The organism is Ruegeria sp. SATB027 (genome assembly GCF_059613825.1).
Genome location: NZ_JBXWTH010000042.1, coordinates 19,673 through 36,065 on the forward strand (window position 1 = coordinate 19,673; position 16,393 = coordinate 36,065).

The window sequence follows — 16,393 nt, forward strand, 5'->3', positions numbered from 1 at the left end:
GACTGATGCTGAATTCAAGCGGTTCAATCGTTCAAAAGTCGTTCATATAGCGCAACCAGCGTCTTTGCTTCGCCCTGAATGTCAAAATTCTGCTCGACATGGGTGCGGGATGCCTGACCCGCTTGTGACAGGGAATCATTGCATTTCAGCATCTGGGCAATCGCCTCGACCAAGGCGGGAACATCATCGGGGGCCACCACCTTGCCAGAGGATGGATCAGTAATGATCTCGGAGAACGCACCGACATCTGTGGCTACAACCGGAACACCGCAGGCCATTGCTTCGAGTGGGGTCAAACCAAATCCCTCCCACCTTTGTGGCGCAACAAACAGGTCCAGAACCTGATACCATTCAGCAATCTGATCTACGGTCACCTCGGGCTTGAAAAGGATGCGATCCGACAAGCCAGCCTTTGCGACCTTATCCTTCAGTTCGGCCAGAAATGCGGTGTGTTTCTCGGTTGCCCGGCCCATGACGATGCCTGACACTGTGTCGAACCGCCCGCACACGTCAATCATGGCGTCGACAAAGGCATCCGTGCCTTTTTGGTGTCGAATACGGCCGTAACACCCTAACAGTACCCCATCCGGCAGCCCCAGCCGAGCACGGACGGTGACCTTGTCTGAAGGCGGAACGAAGTCTTCTAGGTTGATGCCATGCATCACCACCTGCGAGTCTCGCTCAAGATACCCTGCGGTTTTGCGCGAGGTTGCAACGACCGCATCCATCTTTCCGATCAGCCATTTGGTATAGCCTGTGTGCGGCCTTTGGGACGCGCTTGTGAACAGCATTTTGAGCTTTAACCGGAACACATCGCGCAGGATGAGCCCCAGCAACATCTCGGTGTTGCGGCGTGCGTGCCAGACCCGCCTTTTACGACGCGACAGGAAAGGCAGTCGACCCAGCGGGATGTGCGGCGTGTCGGCGGGCAGACCCGGTCCAGTGGCGGCGATGTCGATCCATTGCGCCTGCAGCGGAACCAGCCGTGCGATGGTCGCTGTTACGCCCGAAAGTCTGCGTTTTAGATTTGGGGCTATGACAATGGGGTCTTTCAACAGGCTCTCCTGATGGTAGCGTCAATCCACACTATCCCGGCTGAATAGATAGATCACGCAACCAATGGCAAGGGTGACCGCAAAAAACCCGAATATTGCGGTGTAGGGTGCCGTTGATCCGTCTTGCACGGTGGCTGCGTGAATACGTCCGGTGACGAATTGAGCAATGCCAACGCCGCCGATGCCGAAAAGATTCAGCAATGTCACACCACGCCCCACCAGATGCGGAGGCACGAAGGCCCGGCCATGGGCCATGATGACCGGAAAGCTGGCACCGGTAAAGCCGATTACGGCCATCAGCAGGACAGACAGCCATGTTGCATCCTCGATCAACAAGCAGAGCAAGCCCAACGCAGCTGCGCCCAGTGCGTTGCCAGCGAAAACCACCCATTTCCGGGTACCAAAAACGCGGTCCAGCGGTCCGTAAACAAAAGTGCCCGCAATCATAGCCGCACCCATGATCAGCGTTGCAGTGCCGATCTGAGTGGCACTTAAGCCAAAGACGTCGTTCAGGTAAGGCCCGGCCCAAAGCCCTCGCAGCGCAGCAGAGGGGGCGTAGGCAACCAGCATCAGGGGCAGGATCAGCCACAGGGCAGGCTCCTTCAGCAGATCCAGCAGGGATCCCTTGTGTTCTGTTTCGACCTTCGCCGGGTCGTGAACTGTCAGCCACAGGCCCAATGCGATTGCGGCGGACACTGTGGCCAGCCCGACCATCGTTGCGCGCCACCCCATCCATTCCACGGCAAGTGCGGTTGGATAAGAAGCCACCAGATTTCCAACGGACCCTGCGCCCAACATCACGGCGGCCAATGTGGCAAACCGCGCCGGGGGGTATTCACGCGCAAAGATATAGTAGGAGGCCATTAGGACCGGAGAGCACCCGACACCGATCAGGCCCATGGCTATGCTGATGTGCAGGGGCGTTGTTGCGGCTGCAAAAACCGCCGCTCCACCTGCCCCGCCCACCAGAAGCAGCGCGGCGGACGTGAGGCGTGGGCCAATCCTGTCCAGCGCCCAACCGACCGGGATCTGCATGACGGCGAATACGATAAACCAAAGACCGGAAGCAAAGGCCAAATCTTCGGGCATGGCACTGATGTCACGCTCCAGATCCAGGCTGAGAACCGCAAGGAAAGCGCGGAAAAATTGGCTGAGCACATAGCCCAGGCATAAAACCACCAAACCTGCCTGCATCTTCAGCCCTTTCCTGCTCGTCCGAGGAAAATGCTTGGCACGCCGTGATGCAACGCACAAGCCTGTGTATTATGTTTCAAAGTCAGGACATGGCTCGCCTTCCGGCTATCTTTGTCAAAACATTGATTCCGAGGGGGAGCATGAAAGACCTCCAGTCTGCATTTTACGAAAACCTTCCCTTGCAGCGCGATTTTACCCGTCTGTCAGACCCTGCGCAGTTTTCAAAACTGCCCGATGATTGGGTTCTGGGTGTTGCCGACATTGTCGATTCAACGGGCGAAATTGCGCGGGGCCGGTACAAGACCGTTAACACTGTGGGCGCTGCGGTCATTTCGGCCATGATCAATGCAATGGACGGCGCGTTGTTTCCGTATGTTTTTGGCGGCGATGGGGCGGGGTTTGCTGTCCCGCCTGGAAAAGCTGAAACCGCGCGGACTACGCTGGCTGATTTGCGGCGCTGGGCAGATGAAGAGTTCTCCATGCCACTACGGGCGGCGCTGGTGTCAGTGGCTGATATTCGCAAAGCGGGTAAGGATCTGCGCGTTGCTCGCTATGCACCCTCTACCGGAGTGGACTACGCCATGTTTTCCGGCGGTGGTCTGGCCTGGGCCGAGGCCGGGATGAAAGCCGGGCAAAATATGGTAACACCCGCAGGGCCAGGTGCGCAGCCGGATCTGACAGGCCTTTCTTGCAGGTGGTCCAACAGCCCGGCCCGTCACGGTCAGATTGTTTCACTGGTCGTACAGCCCACACCGTCAGCAACCGAACGGGACTTTGCCGATCTTGCGCAATCCGTCTTGTCTGCGTCGGAAGCGCTTGAGCGTGCAGGCCATCCGGTGTCGGAAAAGGGTCCGCCCATGACATGGCCTCCGCCCGGGCTTGACATCGACGCACATGTGTCGCGCAACGGACGTCATGTGATTTTGCACAAGCTCGTCCTGCTGGTTCAAAACCTGTTGATCGCGGTATTATTCAAAACTGGCCTGCGGATGGGACGCTTTGAGCCGGACCATTACAGACATATGGTCAGTAGCAATGCCGATTACCGAAAGTTTGATGACGGGCTGAAAATGACGCTCGACTGCGATCCGGACACATTGCGCCAAATCGAACACCTGCTTGAAGAGGCGCGTCGCCGTGGGAAAATCAGATACGGTTTGCACGCACAGGACGAGGCGATGATGACATGTATCGTCCCCTCGGCCACCCGGGATGACCATGTGCATTTTGTTGATGGAGCCTCGGGCGGCTATGCGCAGGCCGCTGCGGCCATGCGCACTTGAGTGTCTAGGAAGGTTTCCATTGCGCGGCCAGCGCGCGTGCCGCCTGTGCCAGCAGCATCACATCAATACCGACCGCCAGAAATTGGGCGCCCATGTCCAGATAGGCCTGACGCGCTTCGTCATTGGTGGCAAGGATGCCCGGCGCTTTGCCTGCGGCCTTGATCCGGGCCAGGGCGTCCGCGATGACCGCACGCACCTCGGGTGCGGCGCTGTTGCCCTTGTACCCCATGTCGGTTGACAGATCAGCGGGGCCAATGAAAACGCCATCCACACCTTCGACTTGAAGAATGTCATCCAACGCGGCCACTCCTGCGCGGGTTTCCACCTGCAACAACAAGCAGATTTCCTGATCTGCGGTCTGGATATAGTCGCTTGTCGACCCATACATCGTGGCACGCGATGCGGCTGCACCAACACCCCGCACCCCGTCCGGTGGATAACGGCAGGCACGGACCAGATCCTGCGCTTGCGCGGCGCTTTCGACAATCGGAACCAGTACTGTCTGGGCACCAGCATCCAGAACCATCTTGATCAGCCAGGTCTCTCCAACAGGGACCCGCACAACGGGATGAGATGCGCTGCTGGCCAAAGCTGTCAGTTGATCCCGGATCGAGCGGATATCATTTGGGGCGTGTTCTCCATCAATCACCAGCCAATCGAAACCCGCGGTTCCCATGATCTCGGCGGTGACGGATTCAGCAAAGCTCATCCAGCAACCAATCTGCTGTTCGCCCTTTATTAGAGCCTGTTTGAACATATTCTTTGGGGCTGACATGCTGAAACCTCATATTTGAGCCGGAGCAGGTGAGAAGGACATGAAATGGACCTCGGTCGCATCATCAACGGTCGTTCCTAATTGTCCAGCCTGAAATCGGCCCGCATGACGGTGCAAATTCGGGTGGGGGTGCTGCTGCAGCGTGCCGGGTTGCTTGCTTATATCCCGGATTTCGGTGATAATTTTCTTATGACCGACGATCTCCCTCTGACGTCGCGATCTTTGCCCATTGCGCTTTTGCGGGCGCGGGAAAAGGTTATGGGACCCATTCGAGCAATGCTGGCTGACGCTGGTGTCACGGAACAGCAGTGGCGGGTGTTGCGGGTGTTGAATGAAGAAGGCCCGCAAGAGCCGACCCATATCGCCGATCGCGCCTGCCTGTTGCTGCCAAGTCTGACGCGCATTCTGCAAAAGCTGGAGACCCGCGGACTGATCACGCGGCGCAGCCATCCGGCAGACCGACGACGTCAGGTTGTTGAGATCAGCGCACAAGGGGTTCAGATCATTCGTGCCAATCTGGCTGCAAGCACGGCCCAGGCGGAACGTATTCGATCTCAGCTTGGACCGGACAAGCATGAGTTACTGCTTGATCTGCTGAACGAGTTGAAGGACCTCGAATCCTGATCATTGGCACTGCATGAGATGTCTTCGGCAGTGACCCCGCCGGAAACTGTAGGGGGAGTCTCCGACGGGGCGGCCAGACCCGGACTGGTCGTTGGTGCCTGGCCCAAGACCGGTTACGTCAAACCTGACGGTCCGGCCTGTGCTTCGGAGTATATGAAAAGCCTGTGATGTGGCTCTGAACAGGGTCTTTCGGCCCTTGGGGGAGGGGCCTTGCACCTATACTCTCCGAAACTGATTTAGGCTTAGCCGACCGGTAAATGGGTCAGCCTATGGTTTGCCGACGTCACTTTGGTGGAATGCTTTACCAAAGCTGCTGTTCTGAATTATGACACCGCACCGAAATTGGAGCGGTCCTGACCACCTGAGGATTTAGCCCGGCTTTTGACTGAGCCAAGAGTTGTTTCGACCTGTTTGTGTACTGGTGAGACCATAGAAACTGATGAAACCGATTTTTGACACGGCGTCAGTCAATCAGGTCAGAATTGAGCCGTTTCACGCTGAAACACCACTTCGAGATTGGCGAAATACAGCGTGTTTTCCGGTCTTGCTGGCGGGTCTGGCAGACGTAATATGGCAGCTACGCAACCTTCAGGGATTATCATGCCAAACAGCCTGTTTTCGCTTCCGGACCCGATCACCATCCCCGTTGTCGGCGCAGCGGCCGGATATCCCATTGGACGGATCTTCTGCGTCGGTCGAAATTATGCCGCCCATGCCGCAGAAATGGGGAATGAGGTGGATCGCGAGGCACCTTTCTACTTCACCAAATCCGCCCCGAACGCCGTACTCTCAGGTGGGACGGTTCCTTATCCTGCCGGGACCCAGAATTACCATCATGAGATGGAATTGGCATTGGCCATTGGAAAGCCCGTGTTTCGCGCCACCAGTGCGCAGGCGTGGGAAGCCGTTTATGCCTATGGCTGCGCCCTGGATATGACGCGCCGTGATCTGCAAATCCGCGAGCGCAACAAGCAGCGGCCCTGGGATCTGGGAAAGGACGTCGAAAACGGAGCGGTCTTTGCGCCGTTGACACCAGCTGCCGACTGGACCCCGGAGGATGACAAGCGCATTCGGCTAAGCGTAAACGGAGAGTTGCGCCAGAACGCGACCCTGGAGGAGCTGATCTGGAAGATCGACGAGATTGTCATGCACCTGTCCGGCTTTTACCACCTGCGCCCCGGTGACCTAATCCTGACCGGTACGCCGGCTGGCGTTGGTCCAGTCGTTGCAGGGGATGTTCTGACAGGTGAGATTGATGGGCTGGAACCGATCAAATTGTCCCTGTCCGACGCAGAATAGACCCTATTTAGGGTCTTTCAGCCAGTCCTTGGCGAAAGTCACATTTTCAACACCGGCCAGTCTCCGCACCCGGTCCAGCTCGGCGTTCAGGCGTCGGGTACGGGCATCTGACCAGCGCACACCGCGCTCGGGCCAGAGCGCTTTGACGTGCAGCAGGTCACGATCGCGGTGGGCTTTCATATCGATACGGCCAATCATACGGTCGCCCTCGAGCAGCGGAAAAACGTAGTATCCATAGGTTCGTTTGGCCTCGGGGACGAAAACCTCGATGCGGTAGCGAAAGCCGAACAGCCGCTCGGCCCGGCGGCGGTCGCGCAGCATGGGGTCAAACGGGCTGAGCACGCGAATGCGGCCTGGTGGTTGCGGTACTTCGGTCATCAGGTTTGGGCGGGCGTATGTCTTGCGCAGGCACCCATCGGCACAGGTGACCTCGATTTCTTCAATATCGCCACTTTCCAGCGACGCCGCGCACCAGTCTTTTGCCTCAGCCGCGCTGACGGTGTCCCAGAAAGCCGCCAACTCTCCGGATGTTGCAAATCCAAGCCGGTCCAATGCGGCGTTGCACAGCCAATCCACGGTCGCTTCGGCATCACAGGGCGTGCTGCCGGGACAGAGATGTGTTTCAATCACGCGCTCTGTCAGATCATAGCGTTTCTGGAACCCATCCCGACCGACGACGGTTAGGGCACCCGAGCGCCACAGATATTCCAGCGCGGTTTTCGATGGGTGCCAGTCCCACCATCCGCCCGAGCCCTTCTTTTCATCCTTGCCAACATCCGAGGACGACACCGCACCATGGTCGCGGATGTGTTGCAGGACTGTGTCAAACTGCTGTTCGAACCCATCCCGCCGCCAGTTCTTCCACCGCGCCTTCAACATATCAGCATCCCGCTGAAAGCGCAGATGCCAATGCTGATAGAACTTCATCGGAATCACCGCCGCATCGTGCGTCCAATGTTCGAAAAGCGCATTATCCCTTTCATAGAGCCTTTTAAGATTGGCGCTGCGATAGGCGGGCCTGCGCGAGAACAGGATCATGTCATGGGCACGGGCAACGGTGTTGATGCTATCAAGCTGAACAAATCCAAGCCGGTGGATCAGATCCAGAAGCGCGGAACCTTTGGCCGAGCCTGAGGGTTGTTCACCCAATACGTGCCGGTCCATGAAGATCGCCCGGGCCGTCCGGTTGTCGAGCCTTTTCAGGGATGTGTTCATCGCCGTTTCAGCGTGTCACCATAACTGATCGTGGGGGTCAGAGTAACGCGTGTCTCGATCTCGGTATCAGGATTTTCCAGACGTTCGGCGATGATCTGGGCGGCTTGACGGCCGATTTCCAGACGACAGGCGTCCATCGTCGCGAGTTTTCGGGGCAAGCCCTGCAAAAGCTCGACATTGTTGAACCCGGCCAGGCCGATCTGTCCCGGAATATCGATACCCTGTTCCAGCAGGTACAGCAGGCCACCGGCCCCGATCATATCGTTCGAGTAATACAGGAAATCCAGCTCGGGTGAGCGTTCCAGCATGGCCTGGGTCATCTCGCGCCCTTTGGCCAGGGCCGATCCACCGGAATAGAACTCGCGATCCTCGATCTCGATCCCGTGCTTGCCCAGCACTTCGGTAAAGCCCTCGAACCGCTTCCGTGCGCGGTGATCCAGCGGCATCTTGGTGCCCATGAAACCGATATGCTGATACCCGGCCTTCAGGATTGCCTGTGCCATTTCGCGCCCCGCGCGGCGGTGTGAGATCCCCACCATCGCATCCACCGGCTTGCCATCCGTGTCCATGATCTCGACCACCGGAATACCTGCCGAATCCAGCATGGCGCGCGCGGCCTCGGTATGTTCAAGCCCCGCAATGATCACACCGGAGGGCCGCCACGAGAGCATCTCGTACAGCACTTTCTCCTCTTTTTCGGGCAGATAATCGGTTACCCCGACCACCGGTTGCAATTCGGTGTCTTCCAACACCTGATTGATGCCTGTCATCACCTCGGGGAAGACCATATTCGAAAGCGAAGGGATGATCACCGCGATCAGATTAACCCGGCTGGACGCCAATGCGCCCGCGATCTTGTTGGGGACATAGCCAAGCTCCTTGGCGGCGGCCAGAACGCGGGTGCGGGTGGCGTCAGACACATCCCCCCGGTTACGCAGAACCCGGCTTACCGTCATCTCGGATACTCCGGAAGCCTCCGACACATCACGAAGGGTAAGCGGGCGTTTGGTTTCACTGTTCACGGGAGGCACCTGCGTTGTTGTTTTGTCCGATGGTAGCGTGAACAGGTCGGTGTGTACAACAATTGTGCAAAGGCGATGACAACCCGGAAAATCCCGGTTACAGAGAGCCCGGCACGGCCCCGTGGCTCAACTGGATAGAGCAGCCCCCTCCTAAGGGGCAGGTTGCAGGTTCGAATCCTGCCGGGGTCACCAAAAATACAGGATAATATATCGGATACCGGGTTTCCGCGGCCAGCGGTGCCGTCATGGTTTACTGAGCTTTGCGAGGGCAAATGCCGAAACATGTAAAATGCGCGCCATTCGATTTTCTATAACCTTGCGCAGCCCCGCCGATCAGATCGCTACCAATCATGGCGAGGGCGATTCAGTCAATGAGGTATCGTTTAGAAACGGTTACGTCAGTGCGTCGGAGGTTTGGTCTGTCAGTTTGACTGAAGTCAGCGCAGCAAGGGCAACCATCACGGTCGCGGTGCCGAGGACCATTGGCAACCCTCCGATCTGATAAGTCAGGCCGGACAGAACCGTGCCGATCAGCCGGCCTGTTGCATTTGCCATGTAATAAAATCCGACGTCCATTGTCACACGTTCGGACCGGGTGAAAGCCAGGATCAGATAGGAATGCAGCGATGAATTCACCGCAAATATTGTTCCGAAGATCAGCAGCCCAACCACAAGCGTTATGGTCAACCAGGTTTCAGGCCCATGTGACAGCGATATGGCCATTGTTAGAGCCGCAGGAACGCAGAAAAGGACAATCGCCCAATTACGTGCCGCGCGGATCAAATCACCTTCGGTTCGATCCGCCGCACGAAGGATTTTTGGCGCGTAGGCCTGCACTGCGCCATAGAGGATGACCCACAGCGCCATGAATGTTCCGATCATGAAGAACGCGGCACGGTTGCTGTCGTCGTTGCCATCCGACAGGACGGCGTAGAAATAGATCGGGATGCCGACCACGAACCAGACATCGCGGGCGCCGAACAGAAAGACGCGCGCTGCGGATAGCCAGTTCACATTGGCGGATTTTGATAATATTTCCGAGAATTTCGCCCCTTTTCGCCCCTTCGGCAGGCCCGCTGGCATGAACAGAATAACTGCGAACAGGATCAGTGCCAGAACCGCCGCCATGGCCAGAATTGCCGTCATGAATCCCAACGTGGCCAGCATGGCCGCGCCCAACAGGAAACCCAGCCCTTTGACGGCGTTTTTTGATCCGGTCAGCACCGCGACCCACCGAAACAGCCCTCCGCCCTCGGCCGGGGCCAGTAATTTGACTGATGATTTCGACGACATCTTGGCCAGATCCTTGGCCACTCCGCTTGCCCCCTGCACCATCATCACAAAGCTGACCGAGGCGGTAACGGTCCAGTGCGGATCAAGCTGCGTCATGGCAAGCAACGCCACCACCTGCAGCCCCAATCCTGCATAAAGGGTGGACGTCAACCCGAACCGGGCGGCAATCCAGCCTGCGGCCAGGTTGGTGACGATCCCAGCAATCTCGTAAAGCACAAACAGATAGGCCAGCTGAACAGGTGAGAATCCCATGGTGTGAAAGTGCAGCAACACCAGCATCCTGAGCGCCCCGTCAGTCAGCATGAAGGCCCAATAAGCCGCCGTGACCGCGACATAAGCCGACAGTCCTTCGGGCCGCTGGGTCACAGCGAGGACCCAACCATCAGCGCCACATCCACCAAGCGGTGCGCATAGCCCATCTCATTGTCGTACCACGCATAGATTTTCACCTGTGTCCCGTTTATCACCATGGTCGAGGGCGCATCGACAATCGAGGAGCGTTTGTCATTGGTGTAATCGGTGGATACCAGTGGGCGGGTCTCATAACCCAGAATACCCTTCAGATCAGCCTCAGCCGCTGCTTTGAAGAGGGCGTTGACCTCGTCAACCGTGGTGGCCCGCTCAACTTCGAATACGCAATCGGTCAGCGAGGCGTTTAAAAGCGGCACCCTGACGGCGTGACCATTCAGACGCCCCTTGAGTTCGGGATAGATCAGCGTGATGGCGGTGGCCGAACCGGTGGTCGTCGGGATCAGTGAGTTGAGGGCCGACCGTGCGCGCCGTAAGTCTTTTGCGGGCCGATCAACAATCGTTTGCGTGTTGGTCACGTCATGGATCGTGGTCATCGACCCGTGGCGGATTCCCAGATTCTCGTGGATCACCTTGACCACCGGCGCCAGGCAATTCGTTGTGCAAGAGGCCGCTGTCACAATTTTATGGGTCGCGGGGTCGTATGTGCCGTCATTCACACCGACAACGATATTGGCCGTCGGGCCGTCTTTGACCGGGGCCGAGACGACGACCTTCTTCACCCCGGCATCAAAATACGGGGCCAGCTTGGCCTCGGTCTTGAACACGCCCGTACAGTCGATCACGACGTCGACGCCGTCCAGCGGTAGGGTGTTCTGGTCTTTCGTGCCGATGAACGGCAGGTGGGTTCCATTCACAGTGAGGCTGTCGGCATCAAAGCTGAATTCTGCATCCCATCGCCCATGCACGGTGTCGAACTCCAACAGATGCGCGTGCATCTGGGGGTCGCCGACGGCATCGTTGATCCAGGCAATCTTTGCCCCCTGTTCCAAGAGTGGCTTCAGGGCCAGTTTCCCCATTCGGCCAAGGCCGTTCAAAGCGTAAGTCGTCATGGTGCATCCTCAAGTGGCGATCGCGCGATTTCATCAACGGCGGATTGCAGTGCGATCCGGTCCAGGCTTTCAACCGGCAGCGATGTAAAGGCTTGAATCCGACGCTTCAGCGCGCCGTACGCGTTTTGAAAGGCCAGGCTTTTCTCGGCATCGGAGCCTTCTGTCTTGACTGGATCCGCCATGCCCCAGTGACCGCTGATCGGCTGGCCTTCCCAGGCGGGACATTCTTCGTTTGCAGCCTGATTGCAGACCGTAAAAACGAAATCCATTTCAGGCGCGCCCGACCCCGAGAACTCGGATATATTCTTTGAGCGGAGCGCCGAAGTATCGTGCCCCTTGTCTTGCAGAACCCGAATTGCAAACGGGTTGAGTTCGGAAAACGGTCGTATGCCGGCCGAATACACATTGAACCGATCCCCGCCGATATCCCGCAAAAGGGATTCGGCAAAGATCGACCGGGCAGAATTACCCACGCAAATGAACAACACATTGAACTTTCGGTCGGCCATGGGCTCGCGTCCTTTCGCCAAGGGCACGCAAAGATCGGGTCGGCCGCGACAGCAATCCACGAGCAGGAAATCGAACATGTGCTGCACGTTCTTCATCTCAATCGAATAGAGCAGTGACGTCCCGGAGCGTTCCTGCTTGACCAGCCCAGACCGCTGCAACGCGTTGAGATAGTTCGATAAGGTGCTGGGTTTGATCCCCAATTCCGACGCCATTTCGCCCGCCGGAACAGTGTCGGGGTACCTTCGCATCAACATGCGAAAAACGGTGATACGTTGTGGGTGGCCAAGGATGGCCAGCTGGTTGGTTATCTTTTCTGTCATATTTCATGAAATATAGAATTATAGGTATGAAGTCAAAACGCCTTTTGCGTAGTTACAAAAATTTCACAAACTGGAGGCTCGCCCCATTAGATTTATCATTGGCCCAATACCTCGACGACAACATCTTGTGAAAAGAGAGGAAAGGCCCGAACGGACACAACTGGTCTTGCAGGCTTCAGGCTGACAGTTTAAATGAGCCATCTCATCCGGAAGAGACCAGTTTCGGATGACTCAAGGCGCCGCTGTAGCTCAGCTGGTAGAGCACGTCATTCGTAATGATGGGGTCGGGGGTTCGAGTCCCTTCAGCGGCACCACAAGTTTCAGTATCCACGCTTTGATGCAAACCCTTCGACTTCCGGTCGGGCCCGCTTCAATGCGGAGAATCGTGTTATGATGTTGGCAAGCACTGCGTTTTCTATCACCGCACCATATCGTCTGGTCGACCAAGTATCGCTATAAGGTGCTGACCGGTGCGGTGCGCCTGCGGGTGCGCGCCATCGTCCGTCAGGTCTGCCACGAGAACGAGGTCGACATCTTGCGCGGGGTGTTGTCGAGCGATCCCGTGCATTTGTTCGGGTCGGTGCCGCCGAAGATTGCCATCTCGGGTCTGGTGCGCAAGATGAAGGGCCGTTCGTCTCACAAGGTGCAACGGGAAATTCCCGCGCTACGCAGCCGCTACTATGGACGCCGGTTCTGGGGCACGGGGTATTTCTCAACCACCAACGGCGCCATCACCGAAAACATCGTGCTGCAATACCTCGAAAACCATATCGCCGATCCCGCCGACGCCAGTCTGTAGTTGTTTAGTCCCGGCTTCATATGAATTGAGGTTAAGTGTTTGATATTGTGCCTTGGCTTAGACAATCACCTCGATCGCCTCCTGAGCGCCAACGCCAAACACCCGCTTATAGCGTTCGATCTGGTCCTTCGGGCCCATCGCCTTTTCCGGGTTGTCCGACAGCTTTACCGTCGGGCGTCCATTGGCGGATACGGCTTTGCAGACCAATGAGAACGGTGCCAGCGAGTCATTTGGAACCAGACCGCGGAAATCGTTGGTCAGCAAGGTACCCCAGCCAAAGGATACTTTGGTGCGGTCAGCAAACTGCGCATGCAATTCCTGGATTTTGTCCACATCCAACCCGTCCGAGAAAATGATCCGTTTCTGGGTCGGGTCTTCACCGCGCGCTTTCCACCAGTCGATGGCCACCTCGGCGGCGGTGGCCGGATCACCGCTGTCGATGCGAATACCGGTCCAGCCCGCCAGCCAGTCGGGTGCGTTGTCCAGAAAGCCCTTGGTGCCGTAGGTATCGGGCAAAATGATGCGCAGATTGCCGTCATGTTCGTCATGCCAATCGCTGAGAACGTCATAAGGGGCCTGCGCCAGTTCGGCATCGGTGTCGGCCAGCGCGGAATAGACCATCGGCAGCTCATGCGCGTTGGTGCCGATGGCCTCAACCTCACGCCGCATCGCGATCAGGCAGTTTGAGGTTCCGGTAAACGCGGGGCCAAGCCCTTCGATCATCGCCTGCACGCACCAATCCTGCCACAGGAAGGAATGCCGTCGCCGCGTGCCGAAATCGGCAATCCCCAGACCGTTGATCGTGCTCAGCTTTTCGATCTTTTCCCATACGCGGGTCATCGCGCGGGCATATAGCACCTGTAGCGCAAACCGGCGCATGTCGTTCAACACCGCGCGCGAGCGCAGTTCCATCAGCACCGCCAGCGCCGGAATTTCCCACAACATGACCTCGTGCCATTTGCCTTCGAAGGTCAGTTCATACTGATCGCCTTTGCGTTCAAGGTGGTAGGGCGGCAGGCGCATATTCTCGAACCATTCCATGAAATCGGAACGGAACATCTGGCGTTTTCCATAGAACATGTTGCCCCGCAGCCAGGTGCTTTCCCCCCGGCTGAGACTAAGCGAACGGATATGATCCAGCTGTTCCCGCAGCTCGCCTTCATCGATCAAACGGGCCAAAGGCACGTGATTCGACCGGTTGATCAGGGAAAACACCACATTTGTTTGGGGCTTGTTTCGAAACACTGACTGGCACATCAGCAGTTTGTAGAAGTCTGTGTCGATTAAAGACCGGACAATCGGGTCAATCTTCCATTTATGATTGTAGACGCGGGTCGCGATGTCGACCATGGGGAACTCCTGCGATTTCCGTAGTTAGATCAATCGACAACGGGAATGGCAAGAGTCGCTGATTTGGTGACAATGCCAGCATGACGTCATAATACGGGCATATTGTGCATTGTTTTCGCCGGTTAGTGAGAGAAGGGGATGGAAAGACGAAACTGAGTTTGTGAATGGGTCTCGAGTACGATTTTGATATTGTTAATGTAGCACTGAACGAAATTGACCCGGAGAAGCTGGGGTCAGACTCTGATGTGGAACGCCAGGTGTGTGCGGTGTTTCGTGACATCAGAACGGCAGATGCGCTACGGGGAACATCGCCGAAAATCCGCAAGATTTTCCTGGATGCCGGGTTCAGCCTCGAGTCGCGGAACAGCGGCATCGTGCCCGGTGTGTTTCCGGCCGAAGATCAGGTGGACCGGGTCAGGATTCTGCGTTCTCTGTTTGAGAACATAAAATCGCGCGGCGTTCAGGGGGAGTATTGCGGCGAATTCAACCTGTGGGATTTTCTGCATTACATTCGGATGGCGCAGCCCATGGCCGGGATTGTGCGTACGCGTCAGGTGCGAAAACCGCCGCCACAGCCACAGCAGCCTGTTTCGGACCGTCGGCGTTCAATTTCTGCGCGTATCGGGCTGGCGTTTGGGCTGGCCGTTGTTCTGTTTGTGACGATCAAGCTGCTGGCAGCTGCCGGGGCAACACCTTAGGCCAGCGTAACACCGGCGTCGCGCATGGCCTGCTCGGCGGCAGCCAGCGATCCGTCCATGTCAATCGCGCGGCAGGCATCCATCCGGACTGTGACATCAAAGCCCAACCGGGCAGCGTCTACAGCCGAATAGTGAACGCAGAAATCGGTCGCCAATCCAACCAGTGTCAAACGGGTGATGCCTCGGGTCTCAAGATAGCCTTTCAGGCCTGTTGGCGTCTGATGGTCATTTTCGAAGAACGCGGAATAACTGTCGATGCCACTGCGAAACCCCTTGCGCAGGATCAAATCGCCATCGGTGCGCAGTTCAGGGTGAAACGCAGCACCGTTTGAGCCCTGAACGCAATGGTCCGGCCACAGCACCTGCGGGCCATAAGGCATGTCGATCAGCTCGAACGGGTTTTTGCCTTTGTGCGAGCCGGCAAAGGAAGAATGCCCCGCCGGATGCCAGTCCTGCGTCAGGATCACGGCGTCGAACTCCTCCATCATGGTATTGATAGACGCGACGATTTCGTCTCCTCCGGCCACTGCCAAGGCACCGCCCGGGCAGAAATCGTTCTGGACATCGATGACAAGCAGGGCATGGGTCATGGCGGCCTCCGTATAACTGCCTTATCGGTAGGGGGCAGGGGCCGGGGCGTCAATGCAATCCCTTGCGACTCCGGGTTTGCGGGGGTAGATCGCGCATATGTACACGATCGCTGCCCTCTATCACTTTACCCGATTCCCAGACCCCGTCACACTGCGCGAACCGTTGCTTGACCTGTGCCGCGCGCAGTCCGTCACGGGAACGCTGTTGCTGGCGCAGGAAGGTATCAACGGCACCATCGCAGGTCCACGCGCCGGGATCGATGCGGTATTGGCACATATCCGGGCCTTGCCCGGTTGCTCGGATCTGGAGTGGAAAGAGGCGACCTCGGACCATCCGCCTTTCGGCAGGATAAAGGTGCGCCTGAAGAAAGAGATCGTGACCATGGGTCAGCCGGATGTCGATCCGCGCGCCCGTGTCGGCAACTATGTCGATCCGCAGGACTGGAATGATCTGATCCGTTCGGACGATGTCGTGGTGATCGATACCCGCAATGACTACGAAGTGGCGATCGGCACGTTTGAAGGCGCAATAGACCCTGAAACAGCCAGCTTCCGCGAATTTCCTGCCTGGTGGGAGGCGAACAAAGACCGCTTTCACAACAAGCGCGTTGCCATGTTCTGCACCGGCGGTATCCGGTGCGAGAAGTCCACCAATTATCTGCTGGGGCAGGGGGTCGATAATGTCTATCACCTCAAAGGTGGCATCCTGCGCTATCTTGAAGAGATGCCATCCGAAGACAGCTCGTGGCAGGGTGAATGTTTTGTGTTCGACAATCGTGTCTCGGTAGGGCACGGCCTTGTTGAAGGACCGCACAAGCTGTGCCATGGCTGCCGTCGCCCGATCCTGCCCGAGGATATGAAACGCCCCGAATATGAACATGGCGTGTCCTGTCACCAATGCATCGACGAAACCTCCGAGGCCGACAAGATGCGCTTTCGTGAACGGCAAAAACAGATAGTGCTTGCGCGCAAGCGGGGCGAGCCGCATTTGCGTCAGGACTGAAA

At 57.3% G+C, this 16,393-nt stretch carries 15 protein-coding genes, 2 tRNA genes and 1 pseudogene; 8 read left to right on the forward strand and 10 right to left on the reverse strand.

Annotation, left to right across the window (positions count from 1 at the left end; translation table 11 throughout):
* Positions 1 to 23: 23 nt before the first annotated feature.
* Together AC2FPW_RS12115 and AC2FPW_RS12120 are read right to left on the reverse strand one after the other, a co-directional pair.
* The gene (locus AC2FPW_RS12115; protein ID WP_496813904.1) at positions 24 to 1,055 is read right to left on the reverse strand and encodes a glycosyltransferase family 4 protein; all 1,032 of its coding nucleotides are present in this window, start codon (positions 1,053 to 1,055) and stop codon (positions 24 to 26) included.
* A 21-nt stretch (positions 1,056 to 1,076) separates the two neighbouring features.
* The gene (locus AC2FPW_RS12120; RefSeq protein ID WP_496813905.1) at positions 1,077 to 2,249 is read right to left on the reverse strand and encodes an MFS transporter; all 1,173 of its coding nucleotides are present in this window, start codon (positions 2,247 to 2,249) and stop codon (positions 1,077 to 1,079) included.
* A gap of 140 nt (positions 2,250 to 2,389) precedes the next feature.
* Between AC2FPW_RS12120 and AC2FPW_RS12125 the strand changes: the two genes are divergently transcribed.
* Positions 2,390 to 3,532 carry a DUF3095 domain-containing protein gene (locus tag AC2FPW_RS12125; RefSeq protein WP_496813907.1) on the forward strand — a complete coding sequence of 381 codons (1,143 nt, stop codon included), beginning with the start codon at positions 2,390 to 2,392 and terminating at the stop codon, positions 3,530 to 3,532.
* A gap of 4 nt (positions 3,533 to 3,536) precedes the next feature.
* Here AC2FPW_RS12125 and AC2FPW_RS12130 read toward each other — a convergent pair whose 3' ends face one another.
* Complete coding sequence (locus AC2FPW_RS12130) at positions 3,537 to 4,307, reverse strand: HpcH/HpaI aldolase family protein (protein ID WP_267366409.1); 771 nt, start codon at positions 4,305 to 4,307, stop codon at positions 3,537 to 3,539.
* A 189-nt stretch (positions 4,308 to 4,496) separates the two neighbouring features.
* Between AC2FPW_RS12130 and hpaR the strand changes: the two genes are divergently transcribed.
* Both hpaR and AC2FPW_RS12140 read left to right on the forward strand, forming a co-directional pair.
* On the forward strand, positions 4,497 to 4,931 hold the full coding sequence (gene hpaR / locus AC2FPW_RS12135) for a homoprotocatechuate degradation operon regulator HpaR (RefSeq protein WP_267366414.1): 435 nt from the start codon (positions 4,497 to 4,499) through the stop codon (positions 4,929 to 4,931).
* Between the two features lie 600 nt (positions 4,932 to 5,531).
* On the forward strand, positions 5,532 to 6,230 hold the full coding sequence (locus AC2FPW_RS12140) for a fumarylacetoacetate hydrolase family protein (protein WP_496813909.1): 699 nt from the start codon (positions 5,532 to 5,534) through the stop codon (positions 6,228 to 6,230).
* Between the two features lie 3 nt (positions 6,231 to 6,233).
* Here AC2FPW_RS12140 and AC2FPW_RS12145 read toward each other — a convergent pair whose 3' ends face one another.
* Entirely contained in the window at positions 6,234 to 7,445 is a 1,212-nt protein-coding gene (locus AC2FPW_RS12145) for a winged helix-turn-helix domain-containing protein (RefSeq protein ID WP_496813911.1), read from the reverse strand.
* Positions 7,442 to 8,467 carry a LacI family DNA-binding transcriptional regulator gene (locus tag AC2FPW_RS12150; protein ID WP_267366879.1) on the reverse strand — a complete coding sequence of 342 codons (1,026 nt, stop codon included), beginning with the start codon at positions 8,465 to 8,467 and terminating at the stop codon, positions 7,442 to 7,444. The genes AC2FPW_RS12145 and AC2FPW_RS12150 overlap by 4 nt, the downstream gene beginning before the upstream one ends.
* A 115-nt stretch (positions 8,468 to 8,582) precedes the next feature.
* Here AC2FPW_RS12150 and AC2FPW_RS12155 point away from each other — a divergent pair.
* A tRNA-Arg gene (locus AC2FPW_RS12155) sits at positions 8,583 to 8,659 on the forward strand.
* 201 nt (positions 8,660 to 8,860) lie between these two features.
* Here AC2FPW_RS12155 and arsJ read toward each other — a convergent pair.
* Genes arsJ through AC2FPW_RS12170 form a run of 3 tightly spaced genes read right to left on the reverse strand, consistent with a single transcriptional unit; the run spans position 8,861 to position 11,951 of the window.
* Positions 8,861 to 10,126 carry an organoarsenical effux MFS transporter ArsJ gene (arsJ, locus tag AC2FPW_RS12160; RefSeq protein WP_496813912.1) on the reverse strand — a complete coding sequence of 422 codons (1,266 nt, stop codon included), beginning with the start codon at positions 10,124 to 10,126 and terminating at the stop codon, positions 8,861 to 8,863.
* On the reverse strand, positions 10,123 to 11,121 hold the full coding sequence (locus AC2FPW_RS12165) for an ArsJ-associated glyceraldehyde-3-phosphate dehydrogenase (protein WP_496813913.1): 999 nt from the start codon (positions 11,119 to 11,121) through the stop codon (positions 10,123 to 10,125). The genes arsJ and AC2FPW_RS12165 overlap by 4 nt, the downstream gene beginning before the upstream one ends.
* Positions 11,118 to 11,951: an arsenate reductase/protein-tyrosine-phosphatase family protein gene (locus AC2FPW_RS12170; RefSeq protein ID WP_496813914.1), complete on the reverse strand. Its 834-nt coding sequence runs from the start codon at positions 11,949 to 11,951 to the stop codon at positions 11,118 to 11,120. Before AC2FPW_RS12170 ends, AC2FPW_RS12165 begins: the two co-directional genes overlap by 4 nt.
* 238 nt (positions 11,952 to 12,189) lie before the next feature.
* Between AC2FPW_RS12170 and AC2FPW_RS12175 the strand changes: the two genes are divergently transcribed.
* Together AC2FPW_RS12175 and tnpA are read left to right on the forward strand one after the other, a co-directional pair.
* Positions 12,190 to 12,265, forward strand: a tRNA-Thr gene (locus AC2FPW_RS12175).
* Between the two features lie 75 nt (positions 12,266 to 12,340).
* Positions 12,341 to 12,750 (forward strand): annotated as a pseudogene (tnpA, locus tag AC2FPW_RS12180) (IS200/IS605 family transposase); the annotation flags it as partial.
* Between the two features lie 57 nt (positions 12,751 to 12,807).
* On the opposite strand, the gene pncB reads toward tnpA, so the two are convergent.
* Positions 12,808 to 14,100: a nicotinate phosphoribosyltransferase gene (gene pncB / locus AC2FPW_RS12185; protein ID WP_480484546.1), complete on the reverse strand. Its 1,293-nt coding sequence runs from the start codon at positions 14,098 to 14,100 to the stop codon at positions 12,808 to 12,810.
* A 164-nt stretch (positions 14,101 to 14,264) separates the two neighbouring features.
* Here pncB and AC2FPW_RS12190 point away from each other — a divergent pair, with 164 nt between their 5' ends.
* Positions 14,265 to 14,798 (forward strand): hypothetical protein, encoded by a 534-nt coding sequence (locus AC2FPW_RS12190; RefSeq protein WP_496753181.1) that lies wholly within the window; start codon positions 14,265 to 14,267, stop codon positions 14,796 to 14,798.
* On the opposite strand, the gene pncA is transcribed toward AC2FPW_RS12190, so the two are convergent.
* The gene (gene pncA, locus AC2FPW_RS12195) at positions 14,795 to 15,388 is read right to left on the reverse strand and encodes a bifunctional nicotinamidase/pyrazinamidase (protein ID WP_496813915.1); all 594 of its coding nucleotides are present in this window, start codon (positions 15,386 to 15,388) and stop codon (positions 14,795 to 14,797) included. The genes AC2FPW_RS12190 and pncA overlap by 4 nt on opposite strands.
* A gap of 97 nt (positions 15,389 to 15,485) precedes the next feature.
* On the opposite strand from pncA, the gene trhO reads away from it, so the two are divergent.
* Positions 15,486 to 16,391: an oxygen-dependent tRNA uridine(34) hydroxylase TrhO gene (gene trhO, locus AC2FPW_RS12200; RefSeq protein ID WP_496813917.1), complete on the forward strand. Its 906-nt coding sequence runs from the start codon at positions 15,486 to 15,488 to the stop codon at positions 16,389 to 16,391.
* Positions 16,392 to 16,393 lie beyond the last annotated feature (2 nt).